This is a genomic window from Streptomyces sp. NPDC049879 (genome assembly GCF_044461265.1).
Taxonomy (GTDB): domain Bacteria; phylum Actinomycetota; class Actinomycetes; order Streptomycetales; family Streptomycetaceae; genus Streptomyces.
Genome location: NZ_JBITKT010000005.1, coordinates 60,552 through 79,003 on the forward strand (window position 1 = coordinate 60,552; position 18,452 = coordinate 79,003).

Genomic DNA, 18,452 nt, shown 5'->3' on the forward strand with positions numbered 1-18,452 from the left:
CGGGGGTTGGTGCCCATGACGCCCTGCACGGCCGCCACGGTCTTGCGGAGCCGCGGCAGGCGCGAGGCCCGCCTCCCCCTGGTCGCCGTTCACATCTCGCTGGTTGCCCCCCGCACCTGGCTGGCGCGGAACCCGCCGACAGGAGCACAATGTTGCTTTGTCGATGCGTGTGCCAGGAGGTAACCGTGGTGCGTCGTACGGGTATCGCCGCCCTCGCCCTGCTGACCGTGCTCGCCGCGTCGGCCGCGGCCCCCGCGCGGGCGGACGCGGACGGCGGCTGCGTACCGGAGTTCCGGGCCGACACCGGGCGCGGCGCCGCGCGGGTGCTCGACATCGTCGCGGACGCGCCCGACGAAGCGGCGGCCGACCGCGCCCTCGCCGAACAGGCCTGCCTGGTACGGGTCGGCGGCACCGCGGGCACCGCCACCACCGGGCCCGTCGCGGTCGCCGCGCCGGACGTCTACTGGATCGCGACGGTCGCCGGGAAGGACCGCTGGGTCGCCGTCACGGACTGGGACTTCACCGCGGTCCCGCCGCCGTACGCGATGACGGGCGCCCAGGGCGTCGTCACCTGGTTCAGCCGCCCCGTCACGCCGATCACGCGCGTGGTGCACCACAGCGGCGTCACGTCCCAGTACCCCAACGTGTCGTCGGAGGACACCGAGTTCGAGGGGCCCTACGGCCTCAGCTTCCTGATCGACCCGCAGACCTCCGCGACCGACACCGACGTGGCGACCGGCAGGTCCGCGCTCGTCTTCCAGGGCACGGGCGCGTGCGGCAACCTCACGGCGCGCGGCGCGTTCGCGCACACCTGGAGCAGCACGGACATCACCGGCCTGACCGTGCCCTCCGCCGCCGGCCCCTCGGTCTCCTGGACCTCCACGGCGAACCGGACACTGGTCAACGGACCGTCCACCACCGTGAGCGGCGTCTGCGGCTGATCAGGCGGCTGCCTCAGGAGTCGAACAGCGCGCTGACCGACTCCCCGTCGTGGATGCGCCGCATCGCCTCCGCCAGCGCGGGCGCGATCGACAGGACGCGCAGCTTGTCCGTGCGCTCACCCGCCGGGATGGGCACCGTGTTGGTGCACACGATCTCCAGCACGTCCGGCTCGGCGCTCAGCCTGCCGAGCGCCCCGGCCGCGAACAGGCCGTGCGTGCAGGCGACGCGGATCGTCCGCGCGCCCAGCTCCCGCAGCTTGCCCAGCAGTTCGACGACCGTGCTGCCCTTCGCGATCTCGTCGTCCAGCACGATGACGTCCCGCCCCGCGACCTCGCCTATCACCGAGCTGATCGACACCCGGTCGTCGCTGAACCGCTGCTTCGCCCCCGCCGCCACCGGCACGCCCAGCAGCCGGGCGAACGCGGCGGCCTCCTTGGCGTTCCCCAGGTCGGGCGAGACGACGACGGCGCGCGCCAGGTCGTACCGGCGGAAGTGCGCGGCCAGTTCGCGCAGCGCGTGCAGGTGGTCGACGGGCACGCGGAAGAAGCCGTGCACCTGCGGGGAGTGCAGCGTCATGGCCAGCACGCGGCTCGCGCCCGCCGTCTCCATGAGGTCCGCCATGAGCCGCCCGCCGATGGAGATGCGCGGGGCGTCCTTCTTGTCGGAGCGCGCGTACGCGTAGTGCGGCATCACCACGGTCGTACGGGCCGCCGACGCGCCGCGCGCCGCGTCCAGCATCAGCAGCAGCTCGACCAGGTGCTCCTGCACGGGCCTGACCAGCGGCTGGATCAGGTAGACGTCGCGCTCGCGGCAGTTGGCCTGGAGCTGCGCCTGGAGGCAGTCGTTGGCGAAGCGGTCGATCCTGGTGGGCAGCAGGGGCACGCCCAGGTGGGCGCAGACCTCCGCCGCCAGCTCAGGGTGCGCGCTGCCGCTGAAGACGGCGATCTCCCGCATGGTCGTCCGGCCCTTCCCCTCGCCTCCGGACGGTGAGCGCCGCCCGCGCCGGCACGCCTCAGCGTACGGTGCGGGCGGCGGGGGCGGCCGGGCGGTCAGCCCCTGGCGCGCAGCACCTCGGCGACGACCGGGCCCGCGTTCGTCCCGCCGTGGCCCGACTCGGGGACGAGGGCGGCGACGGCGAGGTCGTTCCGGTAGGCGGTGAACCAGGCGTTGGGCAGGTCCTGGCCGTCCACCTCGGCGGAGCCGGTCTTGCCGCCGATGTCCCCGCCGAGCCCGGCGAGCGCCTCGGCGGCCGACCCGTTGACGGCCGTCCGGTTCATCAGGGACCGCAGCTCCTGCGCCGTCGAGGCGGACAGGCCGCGCGGCGCCTGCGCCAGCTCGCGGTTGTCGAAGGACGGCGGGACGAGGTAGGGCTGGCGGAAGACGCCGCTCTGCACGGTCGCGGAGACGGACGCCATGTTCAGCGGGTTCATGCGGACGCCGCCCTGCCCGATGAGGGAGGCCGCCATCTGCGCGTCGGACTGCGTGGGCACCGTGCCGTCCATCGACGTCGTGCCGATCGACCAGGTCAGGCCGAGGCCGAAGACGTCGCGCGCCTGGTTGCCCAGGTCGTCGTCGGCGAGTTCGGGCGCCTGGCTGATGAAGGCGGTGTTGCAGGACGCGGCGAAGCTGTCGGCGAAGGTGCCGCCCTCGATCTCGAACTCGTCCAGGTTCTGGAAGCGCCAGCCGCCGTGCTCGAAGTACTTGGGGCACGGGTGCGCGGCGTTCGCGGAGGCGAGGCCGCGGTCGATCAGCAGCGACGCGGTGACGATCTTGAACGTCGAGCCGGGCGCGTACGAGCCCTCGAACGCCGTGTTCATGCCGTCGGCGGGGGCGTTGGCGACCGCCTGGATCGCGCCCGTGCTCGGCTGGACGGCGACCACCGACGCGTTCCCGCGCGCGGCGACGGACTCCTCGGCCGCCGCCTGGAGGACCGGGTCGATGGTGGTGGGCACCTGGCCCGGGGCGGGCTCGGCCAGTTCGAGGAGCCGCTCGACGGTCTCGCCCTCGGCGTCCACGATCCGCAGCTCGCCCCCGGCGGTGCCGCCCGACGCGTCGCCGTAGCGCTCGCGCAGGTCCTCCAGGACCGGCGTCAGCGACGGGTGGTCCTCGGCGGTGAGGACGTCGCCGTTCACGTCGAGGACCTCGACGGGCGGCAGTTCGTCGACCGGGCCCGCCTCGATGATCTGGTCGTCCTCCAGCGCGGGATGGATCAGGGCCGGGTCCCACGCCACGACGGCCTCGCCGGTGCCGCGTTCGCGGACGACCTCCAGGGCGGAGGTGTACTCCCAGGGCGCGGGCTCCACCTCGTCGTCGTCCAGTGCGACGGTCGCGGAGACGGCGAACGGGACGGTGGCCCCGTCCGGGGCGGACGGTTCGAGCGCCAGGTCGGCGAGCCCGGCGCGTTCGGCCAGCGCGTCGAGCACGACGCGGGCGGACTGCGGGTCGTCCGTCAGCCCGGCCGCGGTGGCCGTGTCGCCCAGCGTCCAGGCGTCGAAGAACGCCGCCGAGGCCGCCAGCACCTCCTCGTCGGTGACCGGTTCCGGCTCCTCGCTCGGTGTGCCGGACGGCGTGCTGTCGGACGTGGACGCGACGTTGGCCGTGCCCCCGTCGTCGTCACCGCCCAGCAGGCTGTACGCGCCGAACCCCACCACCGAGACAACTGCCGCACAGACACCCGCTGTGACGGCGATCCGCTGTCCGCTCCGCATCGCTACGCCCTGTCCTGCCCCTGGAGGAGGCCCCGCGGGCCTCACTGAGATGCCCCGGAATCCGGCGGCCTGGCCGCAGCATAACCGCTACACCGGGTAGACCGGGGCGCAGCCCGGCGTCACATCTTCGTCACGCTGCGGTGCGGGTGGGGCCTCAGATCCAGCTGTCGAGCCACATGCGGGCGCGCCAGCCGTCGCGGGGGATCTCCGTACCGGTGTAAATGGGATAGAAGTAGACGAAGTTCCACACGATGAGCAGGACGAGGACCCCTGCGGCGACGATGCCGGTGACGCGGCGGCGTTCCGTACTGCCGGGCGGTCCGAGGAGCGCGCCGATCAGCATGGCGACCGCGAGGCAGAGGAACGGCACCAGCACGACGGCGTAGAAGTAGAAGATCGTGCGCTCCTGGTACATGAACCAGGGCAGGTATCCGGCGGCCACCGCGCACAGCACCGCGCCCGCCCGCCAGTCGCGGCGCAGCAGCCAGCGGTAGCAGAGGTACGCGAGCGCGAAGCACGCCGTCCACCACAGCATCGGCGTGCCGAGGGCGAGCACCTCGCGGGAGCAGCCGCTGGAGTAGCCGCAGCCGTTCTGGCCCGCGTCGGACGACTCGTAGAAGTACGTGACGGGCCGGGCCGCGACCAGCCAGCTCCATGGGTTCGACTGGTAGTTGTGCTCCGAGGTGAGGCCGACGTGGAAGCTGTACACCTCGCTGCTGTAGTGCCACAGGCTGCGCAGCGGCGCGGGAATCCAGCTCCACGCGCTGTCGCCGCTCCTGGTCGCGGCCCAGTCGCGGTAGTAGCCGCCCGAGGTGGCGAACCAGCCCGCCCAGGACGCGAGATACACCGCCAGCGCCACAGGGACGAGCGAGCAGAACGCGGGCAGGGCGTCCTTGCGCAGCATCACGCGGTACGGTGCGCGCGCCCCCGCGACCCGGCGCGCGCCCGCGTCCCACAGGACCGTCATGATGCCGAACGCGGCCAGCACGTACAGCCCGTTCCACTTCGTCGCGCACGCCAGGCCCAGGCAGACGCCCGCCAGCACCCGCCAGGGCCGGGCGCCGAGCCCGAGGCGGCGCGCGAGGTCCGCGTCCGGGCGCAGCAGTCCGTCACCGCCCTCGGGCAGCGCGGCGGCGAGGCGTGCGCGCGCCTTGTCGCGGTCCACCAGCAGCGCGCCGAACGCGGCGAGCAGCCAGAACATGACGACCAGGTCGAGCAGCGCCGTGCGGCTCATCACGAAGTGCAGGCCGTCCACGGCCAGGAACAGCCCGGCGAGGCAGCCGAGGAAGGTGGAGCGGAAGAGGCGCCGCCCGATGCGGCAGAGCAGCAGGACGGACAGGGTGCCGAGCACGGCCGTCATGAAGCGCCAGCCGACGGGGTCGAGGCCGAAGAGCCACTCCCCCAGCGCGATGACCCACTTCCCGGCGGGCGGGTGGACGACGTACGCGGCGGCGTCGGCGGCCGGGATGTCACCGGCGATGATCCGCTCATCGGCGTCGTCGGGCCACTCCGTCTCGTACCCGTGCTGGAGCAGGGACCAGGCGTCCTTGGCGTAGTACGTCTCGTCGAATATCACCGCGTCGGGGGACCCGAGGCTCACGAAGCGCAGCACGCCCGCCAGCAGCGCCACCAGCAGCGGGCCGCCCCAGCCGGTCCAGCGGGCGAGGCGGGCGGCGGTGGTCCCGGCGAGGCCGAAGTACTGCCACAGCCTGGTGCCCGGCTCGGGGTACGGGGGGACGAGGCGTTCGCGGACACCGGCGGGCAGCCGGGCCGTCCAGCCGAAGCGGCGCAGCCTCCGCTCCCAGCCCGTGGCCGTGCCGGGGGCGCTGCTCTCCGGGAGAGTCTCCGAGGGTGGCGCCGGCGGGGTCGCCTGCTCCGTGCCGGGCGCGGTCTGGCTGCTCATCACGGGCCATCTTGGCATCCGCCCGCGTGCCCCCGGGCGGGTGCCGCCGCCCGGAGGTGACGGGCGGGGCGGGCGATGGGTGAGGATGTGGGGCGTGACAGGCATTCTCGTACTGGCCGGGACCCCCATCGGCGACCTCGCGGACGCGCCGCCGCGGCTGGCGCGGGAGCTGGCGGAGGCGGACGTGGTGGCGGCCGAGGACACCCGGCGGCTGCGGCGGCTCACGCAGGGGCTCGATGTGCGGATCGGCGGCCGCGTCGTGTCGTACTTCGAGGGGAACGAGGCCGCGCGTACGCCGGAGCTGGCGCGCGAGCTGGCGGGCGGGGCGCGCGTGCTGCTGGTGACGGACGCGGGGATGCCGTCCGTCTCCGACCCCGGCTACCGGCTGGTGGCGGCGGCGGTGGAGCTGGGCGTGCGCGTCACGGCGGTGCCGGGGCCGTCCGCCGTGCTGACGGCGCTGGCGCTCTCCGGGCTGCCGGTGGACCGTTTCTGCTTCGAGGGGTTCCCGCCGCGCAAGGCGGGCGAGCGGGACGCGCGGCTGCGGGAGGCGGCGGAGGAGCGGCGCACCCTCGTCTTCTTCGAGTCGCCGCACCGGCTCGCGGCGACGCTCGCGGCGATGGCCCGGGCGTTCGGCGGGGAGCGGCGGGCGGCCGTGTGCCGGGAGCTGACCAAGACGTACGAGGAGGTGCGGCGCGGGCCGCTGGACGAGCTGGCGGCGTGGGCGGCCGAGGGGGTGCGCGGCGAGATCACCGTCGTCGTCGCGGGGGCCGACCCGGCGGCGGACGGCGGCGGTCCGGCCGACGCGGCGGAGCTGGCGCGGCGGGTCGCCGGGCGCGAGGAGGCGGGGCAGGCGCGCAAGGAGGCCATCGCGGAGGTGGCGCGGGAGGCGGGGGTGCCGAAGCGGGCGGTGTTCGACGCGGTGGTGGCGGCCAAGCGGGCCTGACCGCCGCGCGGGCGGGCGGGGTCCCCCACCCCCGGACACCGGCATCGCGCGACGGACAAGGCCCGGCGTCAGCCGCACCGTCACGCTCACCGGGGCAGCAGGGCACGTCCCAGCAGCGCGGGCGGGACGGCGGGCGGGGCCACCGTAGGATCGGGGGCATGCCCAAGTCCGCCAAGGCCAAGGCCGAGGAGAACGTCCCGCCGCCGCTGCCCGAGCCGCTGGCCGTGCCGGTCGCCGACTCGCACACGCACCTCGACATGCAGACGCCGGGCGTCGAGGAGGCGGTGGCCAAGGCGACCGCCGTGGGCGTGCCGCGCCTCGTGCAGATCGGCTGCGACGTGGAGCGCGCCCGCTGGTCGGTGAAGACCGCCGCCGAGCACGACGCGATCTGGGCCGGTGTCGCGCTGCACCCGAACGAGGCCGCCCGTATCGAGGCCGAGCACGGCCCGGCCGCGCTGGACGCGGCGCTGGACGAGATCGGGGCGATCGCCGGGCACCCCGAGGTGCGGGCCATCGGCGAGACCGGGCTCGACTACTACCGGACCGGCCCCGAGGGCACGGCGGCGCAGCAGCGCTCGTTCCGCCGCCACATCAGGCTCGCGAAGGAGCGGGACGTCGCGCTCGTCATCCACGACCGGGACGCGCACGCGGACGTGCTGCGCATCCTGCGCGAGGAGGGCGCGCCGCGCCGCACCGTCTTCCACTGCTACTCCGGGGACGCCGCGATGAGCGAGGTGTGCGCGGAGGCCGGGTACTTCATGTCGTTCGCGGGCAATGTCACCTTCGCCAGCGCGCAGCCGCTGCGGGACGCGCTCGCCGCCGCGCCGCCCGAGCTGCTGCTGGTGGAGACGGACGCGCCGTTCCTGACGCCCGCGCCGTTCCGGGGGCGGCCGAACGCGTCGTACCTGATCCCGGTGACGCTGCGGGCGATGGCCGTGGTGAAGGGCATGGGCGAGGACGAGCTGGCCGGGCACATCGCCGAGAACACGCGGCGGGTCTTCGCATGACCGCCACCGACGCCCTGCTCGGCCCGGGTGACGTGCGCGAGCTGGCCGCCGCGCTCGGCCTGCGGCCCACCAAGCAGCGTGGGCAGAACTTCGTGATCGACGCGAACACGGTGCGCCGCATCGTGCGCGCGGCCGGCGTCGGGCCCGAGGACACCGTGCTGGAGATCGGACCCGGGCTCGGCTCGCTGACGCTGGCGCTGCTGTCGGAGGCGGCGCACGTGACGGCCGTCGAGATCGACGACGTGCTCGCCGCCGCGCTGCCCGCGACCGTCGCCGCGCGCCTCCCGGAGCGCGCCGACCGCTTCGCGCTGGTCCACGACGACGCGCTGCGCGTGACGGAGCTGCCGGGGCCGCCGCCGCGCGCCCTCGTCGCGAACCTGCCGTACAACGTCGCCGTACCCGTCCTGCTGCACATGCTCGCCGCGTTCCCCAGCCTGGAGCGCGGGCTGATCATGGTGCAGTCGGAGGTCGCCGACCGGCTGGCGGCCGGGCCCGGGTCGAAGGTGTACGGGGTGCCGTCCGTGAAGACGGCCTGGTACGCGCGGGCGCGGCGGGCCGGGGCGATCGGGCGGACGGTGTTCTGGCCCGCGCCGAACGTGGACTCGGGGCTCGTCGCGCTGGAGCGGCGCGAGCCGCCGGTGACGACGGCGGGCCGGGCCGAGGTGTTCGCGGTGGTGGACGCGGCGTTCGCGCAGCGGCGCAAGACGCTGCGGTCGGCGCTGGCCGGGTGGGCGGGGTCCCCGGCGGCGGCCGAGGAGGCGTGCCGGGCGGCGGGCGTACCGGCGACGGCGCGCGGCGAGGCGCTGACGGTGGCGGACTTCGCCCGGCTCGCCGAGCACCGGCCGGGCGCGGGGCGGTGACGGCGCCCGCCGGTGCGCGGGCGCGCGTCGCGGGGCACCGCGCGCGGTTCGAGGCGCTGTTCGCGGCGTGGTTCGCGGGGGTGGAGGAACGTTTCGACGTCCCGCCGCTCACCCGCTTCCCGCGCCGCGCCCTCGACCTGCTGCGCGACCAGTCGCTGCGCGGCGGGAAGCGGCTGCGCGTCGCCGTGCTGTACGAGGCGGCGCGGCTCGTGCAGGACGGCGACGGCCGCCCGGCGGGCCTCGACGAGGCGGCGGTCGCCGTCGAACTGCTCCACACCCACGGCCTGGTGCACGACGACATCATCGACGGCTCCGCCACCCGGCGGGGCGCCCCGTCCGTGCACGCCGCGTACCGCGCGGAGTTCCCCACCGCCCGGTTCCCGGACGGGGAGCGCACGGCACTCGGGCTGGCCGTGCTGGCGGGGGACCTCGCGGCGTTCCTGTCCGTCGACGCCGTGCTCACCGCGCCCGCGCCCGCGTCCGTGCGGCAGGCGATGACGGAGGTGCTGGTACGCGCCGGGGCCGAGACCGTCGCCGGGCAGATGGCCGACCTGGAACGCGACTTCCACCCGCTGCCGGACGCCGAACTGCTGCACACCGTCGCCGAGTTCAAGTCGGCCCGCTACTCGGTGCTGGCCCCGCTGCGCCTCGGCCTGATCGCGGCGGGCGAGGACCCGGCGGCGCACACGGAACGCCTGCGCCGCTACGCGGTGCCGGTCGGCATCCTCGGGCAGCTGCGCGACGACTGGCTCGACCTCTTCGGCGACGAGGCCGCCACGGGGAAGCCCGCCGGTGCCGACCTGCGCGAGGGACGGCGCACGTACGCGGTGCGCGCGCTGCTCGCCGCCGCCGACCGCGCGGAGCGCGCCACCGTCGAGGCGGCGCTCGGCGACCGGGAGTGCGCGCCGGAGACCGTCGCGCGGATACGGGAGATCGCCGTGCGCCGGGGCGTGGACGCGTCGCTGCGCGCCGACATGCAGCGCTGGGCGCGGGCCGCCGCCGCCGAGGCGGCGGGCTGGCGCGGCCTGTGGCGGGCGGACGCCGTGGCGTTCTTCGCACAGCTCCCGGCGGCGCTGGCGCCCCCGCCGCCGCCCCTAGACTGAGCCGCACCATGCAGCCCGCACCCGCCGTCACCGTCCGCGTCCCCGCGAAGGTCAACGTCCAGCTCGCCGTGGGCGGCCCGCGCCCGGACGGCTTCCACGACCTGGCCAACGTCTTCCTGGCCGTGGGGCTGTACGACCACGTCACCGCCCGCCCCGCCGACACCGGCGCGCCCGAACTGACCTGCGAAGGCCCCGGCAGCGAGGACGTCCCGCTCGACGGCACGAACCTCGCCGCACGCGCCGCCGTGCTCCTGGCCGAACACCACGGCCTCAAGCCCGCCGTCCGCCTCCACATCGCCAAGGACATCCCCGTCGCGGGCGGCATGGCGGGCGGCAGCGCCGACGCGGCGGGAGCCCTCCTCGCCTGCGACGCCCTGTGGGGCACGCGGACCCCGCGCGACGTACTGCTCGGCCTGTGCGCGCGGCTCGGCTCCGACGTGCCGTTCAGCCTCGTCGGCGGCGCCGCACTCGGCCGGGGGCGCGGCGAGCAGCTGACGGAACTGCCGGTCGGCGGCACGTTCCACTGGGTCTTCGCCCTCGCCGACGGCGGTCTCTCCACCCCCGCCGTCTACCGTGAGTGCGACCGGCTGCGCGGCCCCGCCCCCGTACCCGAGCCCGAGCCGCACCCGGCGCTCCTCGCCGCACTCGCCGCAGGCGACCCGCACGCCCTGGCCGCCGCACTGCCCCACGCGAACGACCTCCAGCCCGCCGCCCTGTCCCTGCGGCCCCCACTGGCCGACACCCTGGACGCGGGCCTGCGCGGCGGCGCACTGGCCGGTCTCGTCTCCGGGTCGGGACCCACCGTCGCGTTCCTGACCGCCGACGCAGGGGCCGCCCGTACCCTGGCCGGCACGCTGGCCGCGTCCGGCACATGCCGTACCGCCCGTGCGACAACAGCCCCCGCCCCCGGGGCGACTACCATCGTCTCCCATGCCTGAACAGCGGAATCTCGCCAGCGTCGAGTCCATCCGTAAGGTCTACGGGACGCGCACCCTGCTCGACGGGGTGTCGCTCGGCGTCGGGGAGGGCGACCGCATCGGTGTCGTCGGCCGCAACGGCGACGGCAAGACGACCCTGATCCGCATCCTCACGCGCCAGGAACCCGCCGACGACGGCCGCGTCACCCACTCCGGGGGGCTGCGCCTCGGCGTCCTCACCCAGTCGGACACCCTCGACCCGGCCGCGACCGTGCGGCAGGAGGTCATCGGCGACCTGGCCGACCACGAGTGGGCGGGCGACGCGCGCGTCCGCGACGTCCTCACCGGCCTGTTCGGCGGCCTCGACCTGCCCGGCTTCCCCGCCGGGCTCGACACCGTCGTCGGCCCGCTCTCCGGCGGCGAGCGGCGGCGCATCGCGCTCGCCAAGCTGCTCATCGCCGAGCAGGACCTCCTCGTCCTCGACGAGCCGACCAACCACCTCGACGTCGAGGGCATCTCCTGGCTCGCCGCCCACCTGCGGACACGGCGGTCCGCGCTGGTCGTCGTGACGCACGACCGCTGGTTCCTGGACCAGGTCTGCACCCGCATGTGGGACGTGCAGCGCGGCACGGTCCACGCGTACGACGGCGGGTACAGCGACTACGTCTTCGCGCGCGCCGAGCGTGAACGCGTCGCCGCCGCCGAGGAGTCCAAGCGGCAGAACCTCATGCGCAAGGAACTGGCCTGGCTGCGGCGCGGCGCACCCGCCCGCACCAGCAAGCCGCGCTTCCGCATCGAGGCGGCCAACGCGCTGATCGAGGACGTCCCGCCGCCGCGCGACAGCGCCGAGCTGATGCGCTTCGCGGGCGCCCGCCTCGGCAGGACCGTCTACGACCTGGAGGACGTCACCCTGCGGGTCGGCGAGGGCGCCGCACAGCGGGAGTTGCTGACGCGCCTCACCTGGCAGCTCGGCCCCGGCGACCGGATCGGCCTGGTCGGGGTGAACGGCGCGGGCAAGACGTCGCTGCTGCGCGCCATGGCGACGGGCGAGGCGAGCGAGGGGCGCGTCACGATCGGCAAGACGGTGCGGCTCGCGTACCTGTCGCAGGAGGTGGCCGAACTCGACCCGACGTGGCGGGTGCTCCAGGCCGTCGAGAACGTGCGGGCGCGCGTGGACCTCGGCAAGGGCCGGGAGATGACGGCGTCCCAGCTGTGCGAGCGCTTCGGCTTCGGCAAGGAGCGGCAGTGGACGCCGGTCGGCGACCTGTCGGGCGGCGAGCGGCGGCGGCTGCAGATCCTGCGGCTGCTGATGGACGAGCCGAACGTCCTCTTCCTCGACGAGCCGACCAACGACCTCGACATCGAGACGCTGACGCAGCTGGAGGACCTCCTCGACGGCTGGCCCGGCTCGCTCGTCGTCATCAGCCACGACCGGTACTTCGTGGAGCGCGTCACGGACACGGTGTTCGCGCTGATGGGCGACGGGACGCTGCGGATGATGCCGCGCGGCATCGACGAGTACCTGGAGCGGCGCGCGCGGCAGACGGCCGGGGCGGTGGCGGCCGCGCCGCAGGCCGCGCCGGTGGCGGCGGTCGCGGCGAAGCCCGCGCAGCTGTCGCGGGCGGCGCAGAAGGAGATCCAGCGGATCGAGCGGCGGCTCGACCGCATCGGGGCGCGGGAGGCCGAGCTGCACGGCGAGATGGCCGCGCACGCGACCGACTTCCAGCAGATCGCGAACCTCGACGCGGAGCTGCGGAAACTGGCCGAGGAGCGGGACGAGTTGGAGAACCGCTGGCTCGAACTGTCCGACGAGGGCTGAGACGCGTCGTCGAAGGGGGCGGGCGCCCAGCTCGCGACGCTCCCCCGGCCTGACGCGGTGCCCCCAGGCCGCCAGGCCGGGGGAACCGCGAGCGGCCGGACGGCCTTTGTGAAGACGGACCCTGGGACGCGTCTTCACAAGGGGCGTTCGGGACCGTGCTGCCTGCATGGGGGCTGGAACCTCGCCGCGTTGTCGCATCGCCCCGAGTGCGCCCGGTACGAGGAACGTTCGGGGCACCAGCCTCCGGGGCCGCGCTGTGGGCCTTCCCACCGCCCGCGACGCACCGCGTCCGGCGGGGCCCGGAGAGCGGGCCGATGGGCGCCGCCGGTCGCGTCCCCGGTGGTCCCCGGCGGTACCGGCGGGGCGACTGTCGGTGGCCGGTGGTAAACAGGTGGGCGACGGAAACACACCGCGTGGCCCGGCCGTTCCGGACCGGGCACGGTGAGCAGGGGGACGCATGGCGCAGCCGACACCACCGCCGGAGGGCTCGTTCGGGCCGCCGCCGAGGATGGACACCCCGGCCGGGGACACGCCGGGGCGGCCCGGGTACGGCTACCCGCGCACCCCGCCCGCCGGGTACGCCTACCCGCCCGCGCCACCGGACGGGTACGCCGTCGCGGGGCGGGAGACGGCGGACGGCGCCTTCGGCCCGCCGGTGCCGCCCGCGCCCGTCACACCCCACCCGCCCGGCCCGCCCGGCGCGCCGTACGGCGCGACTCCCCCTCCGGTGACGCCCGTTCCCGCTCCCGGTCCACGCCCCGATCCCGGCTCCGGTGGCGGGCGGCGGCGCGATCCGGCGCGCACCGTGCTGGTCGTCACCCTCGTCCTGGCCGTCCTGTTCGCGGCGGGCGGCCTCGTCTGGTACCTCGCCGGGGACGGCGGCGGGACCCCGGCCGCCCAGCCGTCCGGCGACGACGGACAGGGCGGCGGGGACGGGGAGACGCTGCCCGAGGAGCCGATCACGGCCTCGCTCGCCTGGGAGGTGCCCGCGCCGGAGATCCCCGAGGAGGAGATCGTCGTCGACGCGCGCGGCGTCTGGTTCACCGACGACACCCTCGTGCGGCTGATGCACGACGCGCTGGTGGCGTACGACCTGGAGACCGGCGCCGAGCGCTGGGAGCTGCCCTTCGAGCTGTCGGGCGGCGCGTGCAACGCGTCGCCGACCGCCGACGCGGGCCGCATCGCCGTCCTCCAGGGCCGCGACTGCGAGGCCGTCACCGTCGTGGACATCGAGGCGGGCGAGGAGATCGTGTCCATACCGCTGGGCGAGGACGCCGTGGACCCCGGGAAGTGGAGCTACCCGGCGCTGCTCGGCGACACGGTCGCGGTCGGCTGGGGCGTCGGCAGCGGCGGGTACAGCGTCAGCGACGGCGAGCGGATCTGGCGCTCCTCGCTGGAGACCCAGCGCTGCGTCGAGGGCTCGTACGCCGTCATCGACGGCGCCCTGGTCTCGCAGATGATCTGCCGCGACGCGTCCGGGGACGAGGACGGCGGCGCGATCCGCGCCACCGACGCGGCGGGCGACGAGCTGTGGCGGTGGGAGTACGGGACGACGTACGAGGACCGGCCGTTCTCGGTCGAGGCGGTGCTGTCCCTCGACCCCCTGGTGGTCACGGCCGATCTGGACACGGACGAGACGGGCGCGGGCGAGGAGGGCATCCTCGTCGTGGACGACGCCCGCGAGGAGATCGCCGTGCGGCTCGACTACGACGACCAGCGCTACGTCTCCCCGTGCCGCATCAACGCCCTGGCCGACTGCCCCCTCGGCGTCGTCCTCGACGGGCACCTCTATCTGGGGACGAACGTGCCCTACGGCGACGCCGCCGTCGTCTCGTTCGACCTGTCCACGGGCCAGGGCGAGTACGAGGTCCCGGCCGTCAACGGCGGGGGGATACGCCCGTTCGACTCGGTGGACGGCAGGATCCTGGCCTACCAGCCCGGCACGCAGGAGCTGGAGGGCCTGGTGGTCGCGATCGACCCGGCGACCGAGGAGGCGAGCGCCGTGATGGGCCTCGACCGCGCCGCCCGCATGGACGAGTGGGAGATGATGTCCGGCCTGTTCCCCGTGGACCGGATACCCGTGTGGCGGGACGGCACCCTGATGCTGCTCAACCAGTCGTTCAGCGCCGGGGCGGCGGGCGAGGGCCCGCCGGCGCTGCTGGTCTACCGGTAGGCGGGCGCGGGCGGGCGGCGGGTGGCCAGATCCGGCCCTCCGGGGTGGCGCAGGGGAGAATCATGGCCTATCAGTACGTCACTCGCGGCCCGGAGGGGCCGGCCGTGACGTCCGGTCCCGGCGGCATGGCGCCGTCGGCGGCGGCGTCCGGCCGGGGGGCACGCGAGAAGGAGTCGGGACCGCCGGGCGTCCGTCTCCCGCACGACCGGCGCCCGCCGCGCAGCGACGGCACACCCGCCCGCGCCCGCGAGATCCCTCGCGCGCGGCGGGTGCGCGGGCCCCGGCGCTCCCCCGCCGTACCGGCCGGGGAGCTGAGCGCGACGACCGGGGCGGGGTGGAGGCCATGAACGTACGCGTGGTGGTGGTGGACGACCGGCGGCTGGTCGCCGAGGCGCTGGCCTCGGCGCTGCGGGTGCGCGGCCACCGGGTGCTGGGCGCCGGTGCGCCGGTGTCGCGGCTGTGCGAGCTGTCGGTGAGCAAGCAGCCGGACGTCGCGCTGTTCGGCTCGTCCGCGCCGGAGGCGCCGGGGGCGCTCGACCCGCTGCTGCGGATGCGGCGGGAGAGTCCGCGCGTGGCCGTGGTGGTGCTCGGCCCGGTCCCGAGACCGCGCGGCGTGGCGGCGGCCTTCGCGGCGGGGGCGCGCGGGTACGTGCGGCACGACGAGCGCATAGAGGGGGTGGAACGGGCCATGATCAAGGCGAAGGCGGGCGAGGCGGCGGTGGCGCCGCAACTGCTGCGCGACGCGTTCGCCGAACTGCTGCACCCCCGGCTGGCGCCGGACGCGGAGGGCGCCAGGCTCGCGGCCCTGCTGACGGACCGCGAGGCGGCCGTGCTCGCCCGGATCGTGGAGGGCGACGACACGCGGCGGATCGCCGAGCGCCTCGGCGTGGCCCCGAGCACGGCGCGCACCCACGTCCAGCGGCTGCTGACCAAGCTGGGGACGACATCGCGCCTCGAAGCGGCGGCACTCGCCGTGCGCACCGGCCTCCTCGACCACCTCCAACGACCGCGCTGACACCTCCAGCGCCCGGAGGCGGCGTGCGCGGTCCGCCGTTCACGTCAGGGCCTTGCGGAAGACCACCAGGTCGTCGCCGTCCGCCCAGTAGTCCCGCACCCGGGCCTCCTCGGCATAGCCGCATCCGGCATAGAACGTCCTGGCGCGGTCGTATGGAGGGGTGCCGGAGGTGTCGACGAGCAGGAGCCGCTGCCCGTCGCCGCGCAGCTCTTCCTCGACGTGCCGCAGCAGGGCCGTTCCGATCCCCCGGCCCTGGTGACCTGGCCGGACGGCGATCATCGTGAGGTCCCACACGCGATCGGCCGCCGGTTTCGGCTGACGATAGGCCACCGCCCGCAGCCCGTCCGCGTCATCGACAAGGCAGCGGTGCCCCTCCTCGGCGGCGCCGCCGAAGTACCCGGCCATCATCGCGGTGACGAAGAGGGCCTCCTCCGGGCCGAACAGCCCGGCGGTCACCGCCAGTTCCACGACGGCACCGGTGTCGGCGGGTTCAGCGGACCGGATCAACGGAGTCCTCCTCGCGGCTCGGCACGCCCGCCCCCCTCGGCAGGCGGCCCCACCCTACGGCGGCCAGGCCTCTCCCCCCGCCGGAACGCCACGTGATCCTCCGCTGTCGTCCGGGCCACGGCACTCGGCCCCGCCGACGCTCGTCCCCCGAACCGGCCCGTGCCCACGCCACGGACGGGAGACGGACGAGGGGTTCGACGCCCGTGACCCCGGCGTGGCGCGGGCCGTCGGCGGACAGAGCTACGGTCCGTGCGAGCCCGCGCGGCATCCCGGCGGGAGCTGCGGGACGGGCGCGTCGCCGAACTGTGCGGCCCTTTTCACTCGGCCGCCCCGGACACCGAGTCCGGTCCTGGTCGCCGTGGACGTCCCCCGGCGCAGGGGCTCACGGGTCCGTGTGTGCGCCGGGGAAGGCTTCCGCGCGCCGTTTCCGGGGGCAGCGGGTGACCGAGAATCCCTGCGCGTGACCGCGCCATCGCTCTCGGGGGGCCCATATGACCACCGCACACTGGATTCTCGCGTTCGACGCCGACTGCTGCCGGTGCCGGTCACTGGCCGGCGAGGTGGGGGAGGCGAGCGGCGAGCGGCTGGGCGTCATGCCGCTGGGCGACCCCGGCGTCCGCGCCTGGCGGGAGGCGGCGTTCGGCGCCGAGCCGCCGCACGCGCCCACGCTGCTGCGCGTCCCCGTGGACGGCCTGACGCCGCCGCGCGCCTGGACCGGGCGCACCATGGGCGTACGGCTCGCGCTGCACCTCGGCCCGCGCCGGACCGTCCGCGTGCTGCGGGCCCTTGGCGCGCTGCGGGCGGGCGACCGGGCGCGGGCGGGACAGGGGGACGGGATGGCGCGCGGCCGGTTCCTGCTGCTCGCCGGGCTCGGCGCGGTGGCCGTACTCGGCGGCGCGCCCGCCGCGAGCGCCACCGGCCGGGCCGAGGCGTGGGTGAAGGACAACCTGGCCGCCCTGCCACGGGACTACGACGGGGTGACCGCCCACCCGATGGCGTTCCGCCGGGCGATCTTCCGCGAGCTGGCCCCGGCGGACCGTGCCGCCCTGTGGCGGGAGCACCTCGCCCGCTTCCGCGCCGCCCGTCCGGGGCTCACGCCGGAGCAGCGCGGTGTCCTGGACCGCGCCGAGGGGTTCGCGGGCCGCGACTCCGCCTTCACCGGCGAGGTGACGGAGGAGGCGCACGGGGAGTACCAGCTGCTGAAGGCGGACGCGGTGGCGGCGTTCGGCCTGCCGGAGGCGCGGGCGGCGCTGGCGACCCTCGGCCCCGCCCCCACCGCGGCGGAGGCGGGGAACTGCGGGTGCAACTGCGGCGACGACTGGTGCTCGGACGGGTGCACCTGCTGCGTGGACGGCAAGCCGTGCTGGTGCACCCGTACATCGGCGGGCTGCGGCCTGTTCTTCAACTACCCCTGCTACGGAACCTGCTGACCGCCACCGGCCACCGGGCGGCCCGTTCCCACCGCGACGCACGCGCACCGGACACCGCTCCTCCACGGCCGTCCCCGGCTGGCGTCGAGCCGGGGCCCGCGAGCCGCGCCTCACGGGTGGGCCCGTCGCCGGTCCACGCGCGCCGGAACGGCGGGGCGGGCGCCGGGGGGTCAGCGTCGGCGGCCGTCCGGTTCGCGGGTGGGGGGCGTCGCGTAGCGGGCCTCGTCACCGGCGGGGCCGGGGCCGTCGGTGCGGGGAAGGGGGGCTGCGGTCGCGGTCGCGGTGGCCAGGCCGAGGCGCGGGCCCCAGCGTTCCAGGAGGGGGCCGAGCAGGCGCGCCAGGAGCGCCGTGGCGGCGAGCACCAGGGCGGCCGTCACGGACGCGCCGAGGGAGAACCCGGCCAGCACGTCGTGCGGGTAGTGCACCCCGACCGCCACCCGCAGCAGGCCCGCCAGGGCGCCGAGCGGCAGGACGACCGGCGCGAGCCGCGGCCGCAGGACGGCCAGGCCCATGGCGAGCCCGGCCGCCAGCGTCGAATGGTTGCTGGGGAAGGACCAGTCGCCCGGCGGCGGGCACTCGGCGACCGGATCGGCGCCGCTGACGGCGCGGCAGGGGCGTTCCTCGTCCACGACGAGCTTCAGCGTCTCGCTGGTGGCGTACGCGGCGATCGTGCCCAGGCCCGCGAGGACGGTGGCGGCGACGGTGCGCGCGTCGCCCCGGCGCAGGGCGAGCCAGCAGGTCCACAGCAGGATCAGGCCGAGGACGACGACGCTGCCCTCGCTCGCTATCTCCAGCGCGACGTGGACGAGGTGCGGCGCGTCCGCGAGGGCGTCGGTCAGCGTCCGGTACAGCGAGGCGGACGCCCCGCCGGTGACCAGCACGGGCCCCGCGTCGCCCACCCCCAGGCTCCCTGGCCCACCGGGCGCGAGCAGCAGCAGGACACCGGCCCCGGCGAGCAGGACGACCAGCGCCGTGACCAGCGCGGCGGGCGACGTCCTGGTGGCCGCCGCCCTGCGCTGGGCGGCCCGGCGTGCGGCGCGGCCCTGGGCGGGGGGTCCGGCGGGCACGGGGGGTGACGGGTCGGGTGTATCCGTTCTCATACCGACTGACCGTAGTCCCTTGCGG

Annotated in this window: 15 protein-coding genes; 10 read left to right on the plus strand and 5 right to left on the minus strand. The window is 75.8% G+C overall.

Translation table 11 applies throughout. From position 1 onward, the window contains the following. Positions 1 to 185 precede the first annotated feature (185 nt). Positions 186 to 941: a hypothetical protein gene (locus ACIBPC_RS18190; protein ID WP_398845762.1), complete on the plus strand. Its 756-nt coding sequence runs from the start codon at positions 186 to 188 to the stop codon at positions 939 to 941. A 13-nt stretch (positions 942 to 954) separates the two neighbouring features. Here ACIBPC_RS18190 and ACIBPC_RS18195 read toward each other — a convergent pair whose 3' ends face one another. The 3 genes from ACIBPC_RS18195 to ACIBPC_RS18205 form a co-directional block, all read right to left on the minus strand. Further along, positions 955 to 1,896 carry a ribose-phosphate diphosphokinase gene (locus ACIBPC_RS18195; protein WP_398845764.1) on the minus strand — a complete coding sequence of 314 codons (942 nt, stop codon included), beginning with the start codon at positions 1,894 to 1,896 and terminating at the stop codon, positions 955 to 957. Between the two features lie 95 nt (positions 1,897 to 1,991). After that, positions 1,992 to 3,593 carry a penicillin-binding transpeptidase domain-containing protein gene (locus ACIBPC_RS18200; RefSeq protein ID WP_398845767.1) on the minus strand — a complete coding sequence of 534 codons (1,602 nt, stop codon included), beginning with the start codon at positions 3,591 to 3,593 and terminating at the stop codon, positions 1,992 to 1,994. 211 nt (positions 3,594 to 3,804) lie between these two features. After that, a complete protein-coding gene (locus ACIBPC_RS18205; protein WP_398845770.1) occupies positions 3,805 to 5,553 on the minus strand; it encodes a dolichyl-phosphate-mannose--protein mannosyltransferase in 1,749 nt (582 codons plus the stop codon). A gap of 94 nt (positions 5,554 to 5,647) precedes the next feature. On the opposite strand from ACIBPC_RS18205, the gene rsmI reads away from it, so the two are divergent. The 8 genes from rsmI (at position 5,648) to ACIBPC_RS18245 (ending at position 15,390) form a co-directional block, all read left to right on the plus strand. Continuing rightward, entirely contained in the window at positions 5,648 to 6,496 is an 849-nt protein-coding gene (gene rsmI / locus ACIBPC_RS18210; protein ID WP_362958283.1) for a 16S rRNA (cytidine(1402)-2'-O)-methyltransferase, read from the plus strand. Between the two features lie 158 nt (positions 6,497 to 6,654). Next, positions 6,655 to 7,503, plus strand: coding sequence for a TatD family hydrolase (locus ACIBPC_RS18215; protein ID WP_398845774.1), 849 nt, complete (start codon positions 6,655 to 6,657; stop codon positions 7,501 to 7,503). Then, the gene (gene rsmA / locus ACIBPC_RS18220) at positions 7,500 to 8,363 is read left to right on the plus strand and encodes a 16S rRNA (adenine(1518)-N(6)/adenine(1519)-N(6))-dimethyltransferase RsmA (RefSeq protein WP_362958287.1); all 864 of its coding nucleotides are present in this window, start codon (positions 7,500 to 7,502) and stop codon (positions 8,361 to 8,363) included. The genes ACIBPC_RS18215 and rsmA overlap by 4 nt, the downstream gene beginning before the upstream one ends. Continuing rightward, the gene (locus ACIBPC_RS18225; protein ID WP_398845778.1) at positions 8,360 to 9,466 is read left to right on the plus strand and encodes a polyprenyl synthetase family protein; all 1,107 of its coding nucleotides are present in this window, start codon (positions 8,360 to 8,362) and stop codon (positions 9,464 to 9,466) included. The genes rsmA and ACIBPC_RS18225 overlap by 4 nt, the downstream gene beginning before the upstream one ends. 8 nt (positions 9,467 to 9,474) lie before the next feature. Then, positions 9,475 to 10,404 carry a 4-(cytidine 5'-diphospho)-2-C-methyl-D-erythritol kinase gene (locus tag ACIBPC_RS18230; RefSeq protein WP_398845781.1) on the plus strand — a complete coding sequence of 310 codons (930 nt, stop codon included), beginning with the start codon at positions 9,475 to 9,477 and terminating at the stop codon, positions 10,402 to 10,404. Continuing rightward, a complete protein-coding gene (locus ACIBPC_RS18235) occupies positions 10,397 to 12,202 on the plus strand; it encodes an ABC-F family ATP-binding cassette domain-containing protein (RefSeq protein WP_398845784.1) in 1,806 nt (601 codons plus the stop codon). The genes ACIBPC_RS18230 and ACIBPC_RS18235 overlap by 8 nt, the downstream gene beginning before the upstream one ends. A 457-nt stretch (positions 12,203 to 12,659) precedes the next feature. After that, positions 12,660 to 14,375, plus strand: a complete 1,716-nt coding sequence (locus ACIBPC_RS18240; RefSeq protein ID WP_398845791.1) for a PQQ-binding-like beta-propeller repeat protein — start codon at positions 12,660 to 12,662, stop codon at positions 14,373 to 14,375. A gap of 343 nt (positions 14,376 to 14,718) precedes the next feature. Continuing rightward, positions 14,719 to 15,390, plus strand: coding sequence for a response regulator transcription factor (locus tag ACIBPC_RS18245; protein ID WP_362958300.1), 672 nt, complete (start codon positions 14,719 to 14,721; stop codon positions 15,388 to 15,390). A 39-nt stretch (positions 15,391 to 15,429) separates the two neighbouring features. Here ACIBPC_RS18245 and ACIBPC_RS18250 read toward each other — a convergent pair whose 3' ends face one another. Further along, positions 15,430 to 15,897, minus strand: a complete 468-nt coding sequence (locus ACIBPC_RS18250; protein ID WP_398845796.1) for a GNAT family N-acetyltransferase — start codon at positions 15,895 to 15,897, stop codon at positions 15,430 to 15,432. A gap of 491 nt (positions 15,898 to 16,388) precedes the next feature. On the opposite strand from ACIBPC_RS18250, the gene ACIBPC_RS18255 reads away from it, so the two are divergent. Beyond that, positions 16,389 to 17,327, plus strand: coding sequence for a bacteriocin fulvocin C-related protein (locus tag ACIBPC_RS18255; protein WP_398845798.1), 939 nt, complete (start codon positions 16,389 to 16,391; stop codon positions 17,325 to 17,327). Positions 17,328 to 17,497: 170 nt separating this feature from the next. Here ACIBPC_RS18255 and ACIBPC_RS18260 read toward each other — a convergent pair whose 3' ends face one another. After that, complete coding sequence (locus ACIBPC_RS18260) at positions 17,498 to 18,427, minus strand: phosphatase PAP2 family protein (RefSeq protein WP_398845801.1); 930 nt, start codon at positions 18,425 to 18,427, stop codon at positions 17,498 to 17,500. Positions 18,428 to 18,452: the final 25 nt, after the last annotated feature.

Excerpts from the sequence above, each read along its gene's own strand:
- ACIBPC_RS18195 (WP_398845764.1), bottom strand. The coding sequence starts at position 1,896 with ATGCGGGAGATCGCCGTCTTCAGCGGCAGCGCGCACCCTGAGCTGGCG.
- ACIBPC_RS18205 (WP_398845770.1), bottom strand. The coding sequence starts at position 5,553 with ATGAGCAGCCAGACCGCGCCCGGCACGGAGCAGGCGACCCCGCCGGCG.
- ACIBPC_RS18215 (WP_398845774.1), top strand. The coding sequence starts at position 6,655 with ATGCCCAAGTCCGCCAAGGCCAAGGCCGAGGAGAACGTCCCGCCGCCG.
- rsmA (WP_362958287.1), top strand. The coding sequence starts at position 7,500 with ATGACCGCCACCGACGCCCTGCTCGGCCCGGGTGACGTGCGCGAGCTG.
- ACIBPC_RS18230 (WP_398845781.1), top strand. The coding sequence starts at position 9,475 with ATGCAGCCCGCACCCGCCGTCACCGTCCGCGTCCCCGCGAAGGTCAAC.
- ACIBPC_RS18235 (WP_398845784.1), top strand. The coding sequence starts at position 10,397 with ATGCCTGAACAGCGGAATCTCGCCAGCGTCGAGTCCATCCGTAAGGTC.
- ACIBPC_RS18240 (WP_398845791.1), top strand. The coding sequence starts at position 12,660 with ATGGCGCAGCCGACACCACCGCCGGAGGGCTCGTTCGGGCCGCCGCCG.
- ACIBPC_RS18245 (WP_362958300.1), top strand. The coding sequence starts at position 14,719 with ATGAACGTACGCGTGGTGGTGGTGGACGACCGGCGGCTGGTCGCCGAG.
- ACIBPC_RS18255 (WP_398845798.1), top strand. The coding sequence starts at position 16,389 with ATGACCACCGCACACTGGATTCTCGCGTTCGACGCCGACTGCTGCCGG.
- ACIBPC_RS18260 (WP_398845801.1), bottom strand. The coding sequence starts at position 18,427 with ATGAGAACGGATACACCCGACCCGTCACCCCCCGTGCCCGCCGGACCC.